Below are 16,668 nucleotides of genomic sequence, written 5' to 3' on the forward strand. Positions count from 1 at the left end.
ACAGCTCATCAACCTGCAGAGAAGGCCATGACGCTAGTAATCCTGGAACTCGAAGACCAATTCACCCGCCTCACCCTCGCCCCTGAGCTCGGCGGGAGCATCGTCAACTGGACCGTACGCGCTACTGGCCAGCCCTTGCTGCGCCATGCCGACGCCCACGCGCTGAACACCGGCCTGCCCGGCAAACTCGGCTGCTTTCCGTTGGTGCCCTGGTCAAACCGCATCGCCGAAGGCGGTTTCGATTGCCCGGATGGCTGGCAGGCGCTGACACCCAACAGCCTCACCGATCCCCTGCCGATTCATGGCAGTGCGTGGCAGCAGGCATGGCAAGTGGTGTCCCGGACGGCGGATGAAGCGGTCCTGCAACTCGACAGCAGCACGCCCTTCGCCTATCGCGCGCGTCAGCGTTTTCATTTGAGCGAAGGCAAGCTGAGCATCGAATTGAGCGTCACCCACCTGGCCGAACGCGCGGTCTGGCATGGCCTGGGGTTGCACCCTTACTTGCCGCGAACCGCGAACACCCGATTGCAGGCGGCAGCACGCCAGGTGTGGTTTTGCGACGCGTCAAAATTGCCGACACAGCTTGGCGAACTGCCTGCCGAATGGGATTTCCAGCACCCCGGGGCGTTGCCGGAAACGCTGGTCGACAACGGCTTCTGCGAATGGGACGGCCATTGCCTGATTCAGCAACCGGACCTGGGCTATGAACTGGAGTGCCAGGCCAGCGGCAGCGATTACTACCTGCTCTATTGCCCGGTGGGCCTGGATTTTTTCTGCATCGAACCGGTCAGCCACCCGGTCAACGCCCATCACCTGCCCGGTCGGCCAGGCTTGCGTTTACTCGAACAGGGACAGTCCACCGAACTTGGTTTCACCCTGCACTATCGAGCGCTCTAACCCAGCAGTTGACTCAACACCGCACGCAGCTTGCCGGGTTTCACCGGTTTGTTGAGCAACGGCGCGTCCAGGCGTTGCAACGCACGCCGACACTGATCGGTGCGGTCGGCGGTGATGATCACGGCGGGGATGGTCTGATGAAAATGTTCGCGCAGATGCCGGACCACATCACAACCGACCACCGCGTGATCGAGGTGATAGTCCGCCAGGATCAGTTCCGGTGCCTGGCCGCGCAAGGCCGAGAGTGCCGAGGCTTCGTCGGTGGCGGTGACCACTTCGCAGCCCCACTGCCCGAGCAACGCGCTCATGCTTTGCAGAATGCTCACTTCATTGTCCAGCACCAGCAAACGCCGGCCCGGCAGCGGATTGCCCGTCCCCGGCTGCGGCGCGGCCAGGCTGACGGGCAACGGCATCTCGGCGCAAATCGGCACATCGATGCTGAACATCGAGCCGCGCCCCGGCAGCGAATGCACACCGATCTTGTAGCCGAGGATCTTGGCGATGCGCTCGACGATGGCCAGCCCCAGGCCCACCCCCTTGCGGTCGGCGGCGCGGCCGACGTCCAACTGGTTGAACTCGAGGAAAATCGAATCGAGCCGATCCGCAGCGATGCCGCGCCCGGTGTCCCAGACTTCCAGGCGCAGCATCTCACCCCGGCGCCTGGCCCCCAGCAGGATGCAGCCTTCGTCGGTATAGCGGCAGGCATTGCTGAGGAAGTTACGCAGGATCCGCGTCATCAGGCGCAAGTCGGTACTGACGGCGTAATGGCCCATGTGCACACGCAGATTCAACCCCGCCGCCTCGGCGACCGACTGAAATTCCGACACCAGCGGCCCGAGCAGTTCGTCGAGGCGGTAGACGGCGATGTCGGGCTTGACCGCCGACTGATCGAGCCGGGAAATGTCGAGCAAGTCGGTCAGCAGGTCTTCGGCGCCTTCCAGTGCCTGGTGGGTGCGTTCGACCAGCACCTGCTCGACCTCCGGCAGCTTGCGCTCGCGCAGGGTCGAGATCAGCAAGCGCGCAGCGTTCAACGGTTGCAGCAAATCGTGACTGGCGGCGGCGAGGTATTTGTCCTTGCTGCGATTGGCCGCCTCGGCGGCATCACGGGCATCGCGCAAGGCCTGGGCGATCTGCTGACGCTGGGCGATCTGCTGCTGCAGGTTGCGGTTGGCTTCCAGCAGTTCATCGGTGCGCGCAGTGACCCGTTGTTCCAGTTCGTCGTTGAGTTGTTGCAGGCGCTGCTGGGCCAGTTTGCGCTCGGTGATGTCGGCGACAAAACCTTCCACCAGACCTTCCTGATCGGGCTTGAGCAGCAGGTTCATGAGCACATCGAGGTGGCTGCCGTCCTTGCGCCGCAAACGGGTTTCGTAACCGTGCAGGCTGCGTTGCTGCCTGAGGATTTCACCGATGCTTTGCAGCTCCGCCACGCCACCGGAAAACAGGTGGCTGGCCAGATCGGTCAGGGAAAACAGCACTTCCTGCGGGTCCTGATAACCGAGCATGCGCGCCAGTGCCGGGTTGGCCGCGCGCATACCGTCTTGCAGGCTGGCCTGGAAAATCCCGTGGACCGCGTTTTCGAACAGCCATTTGTAGCGGTTGCGCTCGGCTTCCAGTTCGTCCAGGCGCGCGGCCAGCTCGGGGTAATGGCTCTTGCGCGCCGAATGGCTGCCTAACCCCAGCAGCCCGGCCAGCGCCCGTTGCTGCTCGTCAGAGGGCTTCGCCATACACGACCTCGACATCACGCTGACTGGATTCGCGCGGGTTGGTCAGGATGCACGGATCGTCCATCGCGTGTTGCGACAGGAACGGAATGTCCGCAGTACTGACCCCGTGCAACCCGAGGGTTTCGTGGAAACCGATGGCGTGTTTCAGCGCGATCAGGTGTTCCACCAGTCGCCCGCAGATCTGCCGGTGATTGAGGCCACGGCAGTCGATGCCAAAGGTCTCGGCAATCACCTTGAAACGTTCCGGCGCCGAGCTGTAGTTGAAAGCGACCACGTGCTCCACCAGCACCGCGTTGCACAAGCCGTGGGGCAGGTCGAGAAAGCCGCCCAGGCTGTGGGACATGGCATGCACCGCGCCCAGGATCGCATTGGAAAAGGCCAGCCCGGCCTGCATGCTGCCCAGCATGATTTTCTCGCGCAACGCGATGTCCGTCGGGTTGGCGATCATTTGCACCAGGTTGCCATTGATCAGGCGCATGGCTTCCAGCGCATGGGGATCGGTCAACGGCCCGTTCCCGGTGGACACGAAGGCTTCGATGGCATGCACCAGCGCGTCGATGCCGGTACAGGCCGACAGGAACGGGTCCATGCTCAGGGTGGTTTCCGGGTCGATCAGCGAAACGTCGGGCACCACGGCCTTGCTGACGATGGAGAACTTCATGCGCTCCTGCTGATTGGAGATGATCACGAATTGCGAAACATCCGCCGACGTGCCGGCGGTGGTCGGAATCAGGATCAGCGGCGGGCTGGGCACGCGGATGGTGTCCACGCCCTCGAACTCGAGAATGCTGCGACCGTGGGCAACGACAATGCCGATGCCTTTGCCGCAATCCATCGGGCTGCCACCGCCGACGGCGACGATCACATCGCAGTGATTTTCCCGGTACATCTCGGCACCGAGCATCACTTCTTCGACACGCGGGTTGGGCGACACCGCGCTGTACAGGCAGTATTCGATGCCCAGGGCTTGCAGGCTGGCCTCGACATCGGCCACCCAACCGGCGGCAATCACCCCGGGATCGCTGACCACCAGGACCTTGCGGGCGCCAAAGGTCTTGGCATAGTTACCGACGTTGTGCCGGCAACCGGCACCAAAGATGATTTCAGGCGAAACGAATTTACGCAGCTGGCTGAGACTCTGGCTCATTGGAAAGCCTGTTTTTATTGTTTTGAAAGATAGCGCTCACACTAAAGCATCCAGCTGCGAATGCAATCAGACCAATGGCCGGATTCACTGCAGATCCTGATGGGGGTTGGCTGTGTACCTGGATTGTCGCGTCAACCAATGCCCCTGCAGGAGCGAGCCTGCTCGCGATGGAGTGTCAGTCGCCACACCTTTTACTGATACACCATCGCGAGCAGGCTCGCTCCTACAGGGGATGTGTGTGTTCAATCAGCCGCGGTAGATCAGCCGCGACGCTTTTTCGTTGCGCAAGGTCAGGTGTTCCATCCCCAGCCCCGGCGCGTCGGCCTCCTCCCGTGCCTTGAGGATGACCCCGTGATGGGGCGACTTGCTGCACACCGGGTCGGCATTGGCGGCGTCGCCGGTGAGCATGAAGGCCTGACAACGACAGCCGCCCAGGTCCTTGTGCTTCTCGTCGCAGGAGCGGCACGGCTCCTTCATCCAGTCATCGCCGCGAAAACGATTGAAGCCGAACGAGTGGTTCCAGATGTGCTCGATGCTGTGTTCGCGCACGTTGGGAAACGGCACCGGCAACTGCCGGGCGCTGTGACAAGGCAAGGCCGTGCCGTCCGGGGTGATGTCGAGAAACAGGTTGGCCCAGCCGTTCATGCAGGTCTTGGGTCGCTCTTCGTAATAGTCCGGGGTGACGAAGATCAACTTGCACGGGTGCCCCTGGGCCTCGAGACGTTCGCGATACTCGTTGGTGATGCGCTCGGCTCGCTGCAGTTGCTCGCGCGTCGGCAACAGCCCGACGCGGTTGAGCTCGGCCCAGCCATAGAACTGGCACGTGGCCAATTCGACGAAATCCGCTTCCAGCTCCAGGCACAGGTCAATGATCTGTTCGATGCGGTCGATGTTGTGCCGATGGGTGACGAAGTTCAGCACCATCGGATAGCCCTGGGCTTTTACCGCCCGGGCCATAGCCAGTTTCTGCGCGAAGGCCTTGCGCGAACCGGCGAGCAGGTTGTTCACCGCTTCGTCGGCGGCCTGGAAGCTGATCTGGATGTGATCGAGCCCGGCGACCTTGAAGTCGCGTACTTTCTGCTCGGTCAGGCCGATACCCGAGGTGATCAGGTTGGTGTAGTACCCCATGTCCCGGGCGGCCTTGATCAGCTCGGCCAGGTCCTGGCGAACCAGCGGCTCGCCACCGGAAAAACCCAATTGCGCGGCGCCCATTTCCCGCGCCTCGCGGAACACCCGAATCCATTCTTCAGTGCTCAACTCCTCGCCTTGCCCGGCGAAGTCCAGAGGATTGGAGCAATAAGGGCATTGCAAGGGACAGCGATACGTCAGCTCCGCCAGCAGCCACAGCGGCGGCCCCGGTAGCGCCTCACTCGATCCAGAACTGTGCATGGGCCACCTCCAGAAACGCCAACACGTCCTCGTCGATCCCCGGCACACCGGGGAAACTCGCGGTCAATTGGTCGATGATCGTGGCCACGCTGCGCTGGCCGTCCAGCCGTTCGAGGATCTGCCCGGCACTGGCGTTGAGCTTGATCATGCCTTCGGGGTACAGCAGCACGTGGCAGTCCTGGCGGGGTTCCCATTGCAGGCGAAAACCCCGGCGCAAGGACAGGGCCTGGTCGCGGCGGATCGGGCTCACAGGGCAATCCCCCGGTGCCAGACGTTGTCGCGGGTCACCGTGTGGTACGGCGGGCGCTCCAGTTCATAGGCCATGCTCATGGCATCGAGCATGCTCCACAGCACGTCGAGCTTGAACTGGAGAATGTCCAGCATGCGCCGCTGCGCCTCGGCGGTGGTGTAATACGCCAGGGTGATGCGCAAACCGTGCTCGACATCGCGTCGGGCCTGGCTCAGCCGGGTGCGGAAATAGTCATAGCCGGCGACGTCGATCCACGGGTAATGGGTGGGCCAGGCATCGAGCCGCGATTGATGGATCTGTGGCGCGAACAGCTCGGTCAGCGAGCTGCTGGCCGCTTCCTGCCAGCAGGCACGCCGGGCAAAATTGACGTAGGCGTCCACGGCAAACCGCACACCGGGCAACACCAGTTCCCGGGACAGGATCCGTTCACGCTCAAGCCCCACCGCCTCGCCCAGGCGCAACCAGGCCTCGATGCCACCCTCGCTGCCGGGTGCGCCGTCATGATCGATGATGCGTTGCAGCCATTCCCGGCGCACGTCGCGGTCCGGGCAGTTGGCCAGGATTGCGGCATCCTTCAACGGGATGTTCACCTGGTAGTAAAAGCGATTGGCGACCCAGCCCTGGATCTGCTCACGCGTGGCACGCCCGGCGTACATGGCTTGGTGGAACGGATGATGGATATGGTAATAGGCGCCTTTGGCACGCAGGGCTTGTTCGAATTCGGTGGGGGTCATGGGGGTGTCGGTCATTGCGGATTCTCCTGGAAGCCCTGCGGTGTTTGGTCTGGCCCCATCGCGGGCACGCCCGCTCCCACAGGAGTTCGCATTCCAAATGTGGGAGCGGGCTTGCTCCGGGCGGCGTTCCGACGATGGGGCCGTCGGCTACAGCTCAATGTTCATGCCGTCATACGCCACTTCGATCCCCCGCCGCTCCAGCAGCGCCCGTTCGGCCGAGTCTTCATCGAGGATCGGATTGGTGTTGTTGATATGGATCAGCACCTTGCGCTGACGGGGGAAGCCTTCCAGCACTTCGAGCATGCCGCCGGGCCCGCTTTGCGACAGATGCCCCATGTCGCTGCCCAGGCTCTGGCCGACTTCACACACGCGCATTTCATCGTCGCGCCACAGGGTGCCGTCCACCATCAGGCAATCGGCGCGCTGCATCCAGCCCAGCACCTCTTCGTCGATTTGCCCCAGGCCTGGCGCGTAGAACAGCGACGCACCGCTGCGCTGGTCTTCAATGAACAGGCCGATGGTGTCGCCTGGCTGCGGGTTGCCGCGATTGGGTGAATACGGCGGCGCGTTGCTCACCAGGGGAATCGCCCGGAACTGCAAATGCGCGCAGGCCGGGATGCTGAATGGCTGGCGATCCAGGCCAAGCGGTTGCCAGTGCAACCCGCCGTTCCAATGGGCAAGCATGTTGAACAACGGGAATCCCGTGCTCAGGTCCTGATGAACCCGTTCGGTGCACCAGACGTCATGGGGGCAGCCTTCACGCAGGCTCAGCAGGCCGGTGCAATGGTCGATCTGGCTGTCCATCAGCACCACGCCGGCAATGGCGGTGTCGCGCAGGTGACGGGCCGGTTGCAACGGCGCGAAACTCTCGAGTTGCGCACGGATGTCCGGTGAAGCATTGCACAGCACCCACGCCACACCGTCGTCGCTCAGGGCAATCGATGACTGGGTGCGCCGTTGTGCGCGCAGGCTGCCATTGCGCATACCGGCGCATTGCCGGCAGTTGCAGTTCCATTGCGGAAAACCACCACCGGCGGCGGAACCGAGAACGCGGATGTGCATGGGCAATGCTCCCTAAAGGCAGGCCCGGCCAACACCCTGGCTGGCCGGGTGAACCATCAACGGTTGGCGAAGTACATCGTCACTTCGAAGCCAATACGCAGGTCGGTAAACGCGGGTTTAGTCCACATGGGTCAATCCTCTTGTTGTGCCGGGCGATTCCGGTAGAACCATTAATGCACGGGGCGCCGGACGCCCGAATGCTACTTTCGAAGGAGGTGGCAGGGTGCGTTGGTAGGGGGTGTACGCAGACTTTCAAGAACCCCACATACCCATGTGGGAGCGAGCCTGCTCGCGATGGCGGCGTAACAGTCAACATGGATGTTGGATGTCATGGCCTCATCGCGAGCAGGCTCGCTCCCACAGGTTTTTTCAGTGTTGTTGCAGGAAGGTTAGAAGAACCCCAGCGGGTTGATGTCGTAGCTCACCAGCAGGTTTTTGGTCTGCTGATAATGGTCGAGCATCATCTTGTGGTTCTCCCGGCCGACGCCGGATTTCTTATAGCCACCGAACGCGGCGTGCGCCGGGTACAGGTGGTAGCAGTTGGTCCATACACGCCCGGCCTTGATCGCCCGGCCCATGCGGTAAGCGCGGTTGATGTCGCGGGTCCAGAGCCCGGCACCCAGGCCGAACTCGGTGTCGTTGGCGATGGCCAGGGCTTCGGCTTCGTCCTTGAAGGTGGTGATGCCCACCACCGGACCGAAGATTTCTTCCTGGAACACGCGCATGTTGTTGGTGCCCTTGAGCAGCGTCGGCTGGATGTAATAGCCGCTGGACAAGTCACCTTCAAGACGCTCGGCCGCACCACCGGTGAGCAGTTCGGCACCCTCTTCCTGGGCGATGGTCAGGTACGAGAGGATCTTGTCGTATTGCTGCTCCGACGCCTGGGCGCCGACCATGGTCTCAGTGTCCAGCGGATTGCCGCGCTTGATCTTGACGATTTTCTTCATGACTTCGGCCATGAACGGTTCGTAGATCGACTCCTGCACCAGCGCCCGGGAAGGACAGGTGCACACTTCGCCCTGGTTGAAGAACGCCAGTACCAGGCCTTCGGCGGCTTTTTCGATGAACGCAGGCTCGGCGTTCATGATGTCTTCGAAGAAGATGTTCGGCGACTTGCCGCCCAGTTCCACGGTGCTTGGAATGATGTTTTCGGCGGCGCAATGCATGATGTGCGCGCCGATCGGAGTCGACCCGGTGAAGGCGATCTTGGCGATGCGCTTGCTGGTGGCCAGGGCCTCGCCGGCTTCACGGCCGAAACCCTGGACGATGTTCAGCACGCCCGCCGGCAGCAGGTCGGCGATCAGTTCGGCAAACACCATGATCGACAGCGGCGTCTGTTCGGCCGGCTTGAGCACGATGCAGTTGCCGGCAGCCAGGGCCGGGGCGAGTTTCCAGGCCGCCATCAGCAGCGGGAAGTTCCACGGAATGATTTGCCCGACCACGCCCAATGGCTCGTGGAAGTGATAGGCGGTGGTCAGTTCGTTGATCTCGGCGGCGCCGCCTTCCTGAGCGCGGATGCAACCGGCGAAATAACGGAAGTGGTCGGCGGCCAGCGGTACGTCGGCATTGAGGGTTTCACGCACGGCCTTGCCGTTGTCCCAGGTTTCGGTGACGGCGAGGATTTCCAGGTTTTGCTCGATGCGATCGGCGATTTTCAACAGTACCAGGGAGCGGTCCTGGGCCGAGGTCTTGCCCCAGGCGTCGGCGGCGGCATGGGCCGCGTCGAGGGCCTTGTCGATGTCGGCGGCGCTGGAGCGCGGAAACTCGGCAATCACTTCACCGTTGACCGGCGAGGTGTTGGTGAAGTACTCGCCATTGACCGGCGCAACGAACTCGCCGCCGATGAAGTTGCCGTAGCGTGGTTTGAAGGAAACGACTGAGCCTGGTGTTCCGGGTTGTGCGTAGATCATGGTGGGCCTCTGTCTGGGTCGATGCCTGTCGAACCAACAGGCGATGAACCGATACTAGAGAGCCCCGCGCGCCAGACGAATGCGCCGTTGGCAGGGGGGGCTCTCGTTATTTGGTCGTAGGAGCGAGCCTGCTCGCGAAAAACCTGAGAGCACCGCGGGATTTCAGGAATCCAGCGTTATCGTTGACGGCCATCGCGAGCAGGCTCGCTCCTACAGGGGTTATGCGGTGGTCCTGGCGTCAGTGCTTGGCCACCAGATCCTTCGGCAGCTTGAAGGTCCAGAGCATGCCGCCCTGGTTGAAGTCCTTGACGCGCTTGGCCACCTCGCCGCCCCACAGCGGTACGGCGCCGCCCCAACCCGAGAGGACCGAGACGTACTGTTCGCCGTCCATTTCCCAGGTGACGGGCGAGCCCAGCACGCCGGAACCGGTCTGGAACTCCCAGACTTTCTCGCCGGTCTTGGCGTTGAACGCTTGCAGGAACCCTTCCGGCGTCCCGGTGAACACCAGGTTGCCCTTGGTGGTCAGTACCCCGCCCCACAGCGGCGCGAAGTTCTTGTGGCGCCAGACTTCCTTGCCGGTTTTCGGGTCAATCGCCCGCAGCACGCCGATGTAGTCTTCATTCAATGGCTTGATGGTGAAACCGGCGCCGAGGAACGCCGCGCCTTTCTTGTAGGCGATGCCTTCGTTCCAGATGTCCATGCCCCATTCGTTGGACGGCACATAGAACAGACCGGTGTCGCGGTTGTACGCCATCGGCATCCAGTTTTTCGCGCCGAGGAAGGCCGGTGCCACGAACACTGAACTGCCCTTGGCTTCGGTGCCCGGTGCGCCTGGACGACTGGCTTCGTTGTAGATCGGCCGGCCGTCCTTATCGAGCCCGGTGGCCCAGGTGATCTTGTCCACGAACGGGAAGCCGCGGATGAATTTGCCGTTGGTACGATCCAGCACGTAGAAGAAACCGTTACGGTCGGCGGTCGCCGCCGCTTTGATTTCCTTGCCACCCTCGGTGTAGTTGAACGACACCAGTTCGTTCACGCCGTCGTAATCCCAGCCGTCGTGTGGCGTGCTCTGGAAGTGCCATTTGATGGTGCCGTCGTCCGGGTTGAGCGCCAGGCGCGACGAGGAGTACAGGTTGTCGCCAGGGCGCAGGTGCGAGTTCCACGGCGCCGGGTTACCGGTGCCGAACAGCAGCAGATTGGTTTCAGGGTCGTAGTAGCCGCCCAGCCAGGGCGCTGCGCCACCGGTTTTCCAGAGGTCGCCGGGCCAGGTCTTGCCGGCCTCGCCGCCGGAGATACCGTTCTCCACGGCTTTGCCGTCCTTGTAGACGTAACCCATGTGGCCTTCCACGGTCGGCCGGGTCCACAGCAGGTCGCCGTTTTTCGGGTCATAGGCTTCGATCTTGCCCACCACGCCGAATTCGCCACCGGCCACGCCTGTGATCAATTTGCCGTTGATCACCAGTGGCGCGGCACTGATCGAGTAGCCTTCCTTGTGGTCGGCGACTTTTTTGCTCCAGACCACCTTGCCGGTGTCCTTGTTCAGCGCCACCAGCTTGGCGTCAAGGGTGCCGAAGATCACCAGGTCGCCATACAACGCCACCCCACGGTTGATCACGTCGCAGCAGGGACGGATGTCATCCGGCAGGCGCGCATCGTATTGCCAGAGTTTCTTGCCGGTGCGCGCATCCACGGCGAAGACCCGCGAGTAGGAGCCGGTCATGTACATCACGCCGTCCTTGATCATCGGCTGTGCTTGCTGACCGCGCTGCTTTTCACCGCCGAAGGAGAAGGCCCAGACCGGCCGCAACTCCTTCACGTTGCCGACATTGAGGATATCCAGCGGGCTATAGCGCTGACCCTGAACGCCCAGGCCGTTGGTGACGATCTGCTCAGGGTTCTTGGGGTCCTGGAGAATGTCTTGATCGGTGACGCCGGCCAATGCCTGGCCGGATAACAGCATGGCACTGAGCAACAGGCTCAAGACGAAGGGCTGGCAACGTGCGGGTTGAGTCATGACGGCTACCTCTGCGGTTTTTGTTATACCCGGGAAATTTTCCCGGTGTGATGCAGATTCTTGGGCGCCGCCGCCCTTACAACAATGACCCGCTGTGTGGAGATTTCTAGTTCCTTGGTAGGGGGTTGGGTGTGGAGATGGCGCGCTCCCCCTGTAGGAGCGAGCCTGCTCGCGATGGTGGTGAATGATTACGTTGGAAACCTGACACCCCGCGGCGTTCTCAGGTTCATCGCGAGCAGGCTCGCTCCTACAAGGGAGGGTGTTGATCATTGCTGCGCGGCGGAATCGACGCGCTTCATTTGCGCACGCTCATAGCGCGGGTACAGGTGGCTGACGCTGCGGATGAGTTCATAGCGGCTCAGGCTGATCCCGGCGAAGCGTTCGGGAATGGGGCTGCGGATCATCTCGGCCATGTCGCTGCCCTGGGCGGCGCCGTCGCGCATCAACTGGTCGAGCCAGCCCAGGTAGTCGCGCATCTGCGCGAACGGTTTTGCATCGCTGGCCACCGGCCCGTGGCCGGGCACGATCAGCGTCCAGGGCAACGCTTGCAGGGTGGCGATGTCCGCCAGCCACACCGATAACCCCGGACTGTTGGGCGTGGTCAGCGCCCGTTGATAAAACACCAGATCCCCGGCGAATAGCACGCCGGTTTTCTGGTCGAGAATAGCCAGATCCGCACCCGTATGCCCACCCAGGCTCAGCAGCTGCAGATCGTGGTTCCCAAAACGTTGCACGCCGGCGGTCAGCGTCCGGGTCGGCAGCACCACCTCGGTGCCGCGCATCCAGTCGCCCACCAGCCGATACATGTTTTGCGCCATGGCATCACCCTGCTGATGCAACAGCTCGGTGGTGCCGGCCAGCGCACCGATCGGCACATCGGTGAACGCCTGGTTGCCCAGCACGTGGTCCGGGTGATGGTGCGTCAGCAGCACCTCGATCACCGGTTTATCCGTGACGGCGGCAATCGCCCGGCGCATGGCTTCGCCGTAGCGCTTCGATGGCCCGGTATCGATCACCACCACGCCACGCTCGGTGACGATGAACGCGGTATTGACGATGTTGCCGCCGTTGGCCGTGGCGAAATTGTCCGTGCTGCCTTCCAGCAGCCAGGTGTCTTCGGCGATCTGCCGGGGCTTGAGCGCATAGTCGAGATCGGCCATGGCCGGCAGGCTCAGGCTCATGAACAACAGCAGCATCCAGCGCATGACGCGCTCCTTGGGGTCAGGGTATCGACGCATCGAATTCATTGCCGCTGTTGTCGCGCAACACCAGGCGCGTCTGCCCTGCCCCTTCAATGTCAAACGCCAGGTTGGGGTTTTCACTGACCGCGGGAAACAGTTCCAGGCGGGCCATTACTTGATTGTTCGAGTCCCGCAATTCGGCATGGTTGATGAAAAACTCCGGAATGCCGCTGACCATGCCGTTGTCCATCGGGTGGGCCACCTGCAATCGCAAACGGCTGAAATCACCACGCGGGTAGCGACCGCCCAGTACTTCGCCTATGTGTTCCTCCCAGCCTGGCTGGGTACGCACCACACTGGGCGCGGTACAGCCTCCACCCGCTGCGTCGATCAGGGTCGAACCGACATGCCACAGCCCGTCGCGGGTCAGCACCGCGGCGCGCAACGGGGTCGCCTGTTCGACGCGAATACGCACCGACAGCCACGGCAACACACCGGACACGGGCTCGAAGTCGACGATTTTCGGCAGAGGATTGAGCTCGGCCCAGGCGAGTATTCGCACCACCTCGCCCTTGAACGCCCGGGCGTCGATTTCCACGGGCACTTGTCGGGCGTCCTCGGCAAACGGCGGTGCCAGCAGCTTGACCCGTTCATCGAACACGAACGGCGCGTCGCCCAGCATCTGCTTGTGATAAAACGACCACATGACCGACGGCACCGGGTCCTTGCCCGATTCAATCCCGGCAGCCTGTGCGGCCTGGCCCAGGCTCAAACAGCAGGCCAACAGACAACTCGCTCGCCAGGTCATCGCCCGCTCCTATTGATACATCTCGGGTACGTCATAACGCAGGCCGTAATGGCCATAGATGGTTTTCACCGAACCCTCGCGGATCAGGCCTTCCAGCGCCTCTTCCACGGCATAGGCCAGTTGCCGGTTGCTTTCGTGCACGGCCATGCCGATTTCCCAAAGCTGCTTGCCCATGTTCGGGTAAGCGTTTTGCGCCAGCGCCACTTGCGGGTCGGCAGCCTCGTGCACCTGCCAGTCGATCTCGCCGCGCATGGCCATCACCGCGTCGACCTCACCGGCCTTCATCGCCGCAAACGCCTGGGGTACGCCCGGGTAGTGATGGGTCTTGCCGGCGAGCATGCCGTTGAACACCGAGGTCAGGTAGAACGACGGCACGCTGTCGACTTCGACGCCGATCGGGTGCTGCTCGAACACCGCGACACTGCCGACCTTGTCCAGGCGCCGACGGTCGTAGGCCACTTGCCATTGCTCGTTCTGGTAAGGGCCGAACATCACCACATGACCGTTTTCCATCTCGCCGAATTCGTTGCGCTTCTGCGCGTAGTCGCGGTCGTAGGGCACGCGCATCATCAGATCGGCCAGTTGCTGCTTGTGCAGTGGGCTGGCACGCCATATGTAGTCGCGCAGGTCGTCGTCGAGTTTTTCCCCGGCCGGCGCCCAGATCAGTGTCAGGCGCACGCCCAGTGCCTTGGCCAGCGCCTGGGCGAGTTCGACGTCAACACCCCGGGGCTGGCCGGCGTCTTCAAAACTGTAGGGCGCGAAGTCCTTGTAGACCGCTACCTTCAGTTCGCCGGCGGCGATCATTTCGTCATAGTTGCGGACCTGCGCCTGCACCGACTGGCAGCACAGCCACACAGCGCTGATCAACACCGCGAGCAGGCGCATGGGTTATTCCTCGACGTGGACGCTGTCCAGATAAGTGCGGACCGCCCACAGGGCTTCCTGGCTCAGGTAGTCGGCCATTTTCGGCATGTAGACCCGACCGTCGCGCACGGCCCCGTGACGTACCCGTTCGACGAACCATTCATCACCGGCGTCGCCGACATCGAGCATGCGCAAGTCCGGTGCGATACCGCCCGACTTGGCTTCCAGGCCGTGACAGGCCGCGCAGTTCTGGTTATAGGCCGATGAGCCGATTTCCAGGGCCTTGTCGTGTTCCGGAGAATTGCGGTACGGGTTCACCGCGGCCCAGCCATCGCCATCCACCGTCACGCCGGCATCCTTGATGGGCGTCAGGCCTTTGGTTTCGACGGCTTGTGGCACCACGTTGCCGTGGGCCCATACGGAACCTGCGCTGATAAAGCCGGCCAGCAGTCCGGCAACGAGCAAGGCGTTGCGTTTTGTTGTCATTGTTATGCCCTCAGGATTGCACGCAAAACCTCTTGGCAGAGGCTATGGCAACCATCTTAGGAACCCCGCCGCGCCGGCCCCATGCTGCTTTGGTGGTCGCGGCCCAGTACCTTGGTAGTAGGGCTTGTGGCGCACACCCAAATCAGGTGCCGTTCGGGAAGTCTTCCCGGCCACAGCGGGACTTTTTCCGTATCCGGCAAACGCTGCGCGCACCAACCTGTGCAGGCCAAAACCTCCACTGGGAACTGCAACCATGACAATAAGATCGCTACCCGCCCTTTCCCCGCTGACACTCGCCGTGCAGGCTTTTCTGCTGGTGGGCAGTGTGTCCCTGAGCGCGGCCAGCTACGCCGCGACAGCCCCCGCCGCCCCGACCGGCAATGTGAGTTGGGAAGACATTGCCAACGATCACCTGACCACCAAGGACGTGCTGCAATACGGCATGGGCACCAACGCCCAGCGCTGGAGCCCGCTGGCCCAGGTCAACGACAAGAACGTGTTCAAGCTGACGCCGGCCTGGTCCTACTCGTTTGGCGATGAGAAGCAGCGCGGCCAGGAATCCCAGGCCATCGTCAGCGACGGCGTGGTGTACGTCACCGGTTCCTACTCGCGGGTATTTGCCCTGGACGCCAAGACCGGCAAGCGCCTGTGGACCTATAACCATCGCTTGCCGGACAACATTCGCCCGTGCTGCGACGTGGTCAATCGCGGCGCCGCCATTTATGGCGACAAGATCTACTTCGGCACCCTCGATGCGCGGCTGATCGCCCTGGACAAGAACACCGGCAAGGTGGTCTGGAACAAGAAGTTCGGCGACCACGCTGCCGGCTACACCATGACCGGCGCCCCGGTGCTGATCAAAGACAAGACCAGTGGCAAGGTGCTGCTGATTCACGGCAGCTCCGGCGATGAGTTCGGCGTCGTCGGGCAATTGTTTGCCCGCGACCCGGACACGGGCGAAGAAGTCTGGATGCGGCCCTTCGTCGAAGGCCACATGGGCCGTTTGAACGGCAAGGACAGCACCCCGACCGGCGACGTCAAGGCACCGTCCTGGCCGAATGACCCGACCACCGAAACCGGCAAGGTCGAGGCCTGGAGCCATGGCGGTGGCGCCCCTTGGCAGAGCGCCAGTTTCGACCCGGAGACCAACACCATCATCGTTGGCGCCGGTAACCCCGGGCCGTGGAACACCTGGGCGCGCACCGCCAAGGACGGCAATCCCCACGACTACGACAGCCTCTACACCTCGGGCCAGGTCGGCGTCGACCCGAGTACCGGCGAGGTGAAATGGTTCTACCAGCACACCCCGAACGATGCCTGGGATTTCTCCGGCAACAATGAGCTGGTGCTGTTCGACTACAAGGACAAGGACGGTAAAACGGTCAAGGCCACCGGCCACGCGGACCGAAACGGCTTCTTCTACGTGGTCGATCGCAACAACGGCAAATTGCAGAACGCGTTCCCCTTCGTCGACAACATCACCTGGGCCAGCCACATCGACCTCAAGACCGGCAGGCCGGTCGAGAACGAGGGCCAGCGTCCGGCCAAACCGCTACCGGGCGAGACCAAAGGCAAACCGGTGGAAGTCTCGCCGCCGTTCCTCGGCGGCAAAAACTGGAACCCGATGGCCTACAGCCAGGACACAGGGCTGTTCTACATTCCGGGCAACCAGTGGAAAGAGGAATACTGGACCGAAGAGGTCAGCTACAAGAAGGGCTCGGCGTATCTGGGCATGGGATTCCGCATCAAGCGCATGTACGACGATCACGTTGGCACCCTGCGGGCGATGAACCCGACCACGGGCAAAGTGGTGTGGGAGCACAAGGAGCATCTGCCATTGTGGGCCGGCGTACTGGCGACCAAGGGCAACCTGGTGTTCACCGGTACCGGCGACGGCTTCTTCAAGGCCTTCGACGCCAAAACCGGCAAGGAGCTGTGGAAGTTCCAGACCGGCAGCGGCATCGTCTCGCCACCGATTACCTGGGAACAGGACGGCGAGCAATACATCGGCGTGACCGTCGGTTATGGCGGCGCCGTGCCGTTGTGGGGCGGCGACATGGCCGAACTGACCAAACCCGTGGCACAGGGCGGGTCGTTCTGGGTGTTCAAGATTCCGAGCTGGGATAACAAGACCGCCCAGAAGTAACCCCTCCTAGGATGCGGGGCCGCCTTTGTGGCGAGGGAGCTTGCTCCCGTCGGGCT

At 62.6% G+C, this 16,668-nt stretch carries 15 protein-coding genes; 2 read left to right on the top strand and 13 right to left on the bottom strand.

The genetic code is table 11. The features are described 5' to 3' along the window. The first annotated feature begins 27 nt into the window (after positions 1–27). Positions 28–897 carry an aldose 1-epimerase gene (locus ACX3YF_RS26195; RefSeq protein ID WP_458974566.1) on the top strand — a complete coding sequence of 290 codons (870 nt, stop codon included), beginning with the start codon at positions 28–30 and terminating at the stop codon, positions 895–897. On the opposite strand, the gene ACX3YF_RS26200 is transcribed toward ACX3YF_RS26195, so the two are convergent. From ACX3YF_RS26200 to pedF, 13 genes are all read right to left on the bottom strand, one after another. Further along, positions 894–2,621 (bottom strand): PAS domain-containing hybrid sensor histidine kinase/response regulator, encoded by a 1,728-nt coding sequence (locus ACX3YF_RS26200; RefSeq protein ID WP_448646491.1) that lies wholly within the window; start codon positions 2,619–2,621, stop codon positions 894–896. The genes ACX3YF_RS26195 and ACX3YF_RS26200 overlap by 4 nt on opposite strands. After that, positions 2,605–3,768, bottom strand: coding sequence for an alcohol dehydrogenase-like regulatory protein ErcA (gene ercA / locus ACX3YF_RS26205; protein WP_103404289.1), 1,164 nt, complete (start codon positions 3,766–3,768; stop codon positions 2,605–2,607). The genes ACX3YF_RS26200 and ercA overlap by 17 nt, the downstream gene beginning before the upstream one ends. A gap of 246 nt (positions 3,769–4,014) precedes the next feature. Then, positions 4,015–5,157: a pyrroloquinoline quinone biosynthesis protein PqqE gene (gene pqqE / locus ACX3YF_RS26210; protein ID WP_288098176.1), complete on the bottom strand. Its 1,143-nt coding sequence runs from the start codon at positions 5,155–5,157 to the stop codon at positions 4,015–4,017. After that, a complete protein-coding gene (gene pqqD / locus ACX3YF_RS26215) occupies positions 5,135–5,407 on the bottom strand; it encodes a pyrroloquinoline quinone biosynthesis peptide chaperone PqqD (protein ID WP_130211321.1) in 273 nt (90 codons plus the stop codon). Before pqqD ends, pqqE begins: the two co-directional genes overlap by 23 nt. Further along, on the bottom strand, positions 5,404–6,156 hold the full coding sequence (gene pqqC, locus ACX3YF_RS26220) for a pyrroloquinoline-quinone synthase PqqC (protein ID WP_458974567.1): 753 nt from the start codon (positions 6,154–6,156) through the stop codon (positions 5,404–5,406). The genes pqqD and pqqC overlap by 4 nt, the downstream gene beginning before the upstream one ends. Positions 6,157–6,288: 132 nt before the next feature. Beyond that, positions 6,289–7,203, bottom strand: a complete 915-nt coding sequence (gene pqqB / locus ACX3YF_RS26225; protein ID WP_448646489.1) for a pyrroloquinoline quinone biosynthesis protein PqqB — start codon at positions 7,201–7,203, stop codon at positions 6,289–6,291. A gap of 56 nt (positions 7,204–7,259) precedes the next feature. Beyond that, the gene (gene pqqA, locus ACX3YF_RS26230) at positions 7,260–7,331 is read right to left on the bottom strand and encodes a pyrroloquinoline quinone precursor peptide PqqA (RefSeq protein ID WP_003253598.1); all 72 of its coding nucleotides are present in this window, start codon (positions 7,329–7,331) and stop codon (positions 7,260–7,262) included. A 261-nt stretch (positions 7,332–7,592) separates the two neighbouring features. After that, positions 7,593–9,113 (bottom strand): acetaldehyde dehydrogenase ExaC, encoded by a 1,521-nt coding sequence (gene exaC, locus ACX3YF_RS26235; protein WP_103404285.1) that lies wholly within the window; start codon positions 9,111–9,113, stop codon positions 7,593–7,595. A gap of 238 nt (positions 9,114–9,351) precedes the next feature. Next, positions 9,352–11,127 carry a PQQ-dependent methanol/ethanol family dehydrogenase gene (locus ACX3YF_RS26240; RefSeq protein WP_458974568.1) on the bottom strand — a complete coding sequence of 592 codons (1,776 nt, stop codon included), beginning with the start codon at positions 11,125–11,127 and terminating at the stop codon, positions 9,352–9,354. Positions 11,128–11,393: 266 nt separating this feature from the next. Beyond that, a complete protein-coding gene (locus ACX3YF_RS26245; protein WP_448646488.1) occupies positions 11,394–12,332 on the bottom strand; it encodes a quinoprotein relay system zinc metallohydrolase 1 in 939 nt (312 codons plus the stop codon). A gap of 16 nt (positions 12,333–12,348) precedes the next feature. Then, the gene (locus ACX3YF_RS26250) at positions 12,349–13,116 is read right to left on the bottom strand and encodes a quinoprotein dehydrogenase-associated SoxYZ-like carrier (protein ID WP_090468833.1); all 768 of its coding nucleotides are present in this window, start codon (positions 13,114–13,116) and stop codon (positions 12,349–12,351) included. Between the two features lie 9 nt (positions 13,117–13,125). Continuing rightward, a complete protein-coding gene (locus ACX3YF_RS26255; RefSeq protein ID WP_448646487.1) occupies positions 13,126–14,001 on the bottom strand; it encodes a substrate-binding periplasmic protein in 876 nt (291 codons plus the stop codon). Positions 14,002–14,004: 3 nt separating this feature from the next. After that, the gene (gene pedF / locus ACX3YF_RS26260) at positions 14,005–14,466 is read right to left on the bottom strand and encodes a cytochrome c-550 PedF (RefSeq protein ID WP_103404281.1); all 462 of its coding nucleotides are present in this window, start codon (positions 14,464–14,466) and stop codon (positions 14,005–14,007) included. A 253-nt stretch (positions 14,467–14,719) separates the two neighbouring features. Here pedF and exaA point away from each other — a divergent pair, with 253 nt between their 5' ends. After that, positions 14,720–16,612, top strand: a complete 1,893-nt coding sequence (exaA, locus tag ACX3YF_RS26265; RefSeq protein ID WP_448646486.1) for a quinoprotein ethanol dehydrogenase — start codon at positions 14,720–14,722, stop codon at positions 16,610–16,612. The last annotated feature ends 56 nt before the right edge of the window (positions 16,613–16,668 follow it).

Source organism: Pseudomonas fluorescens group sp. PF-69 (assembly GCF_054481235.1).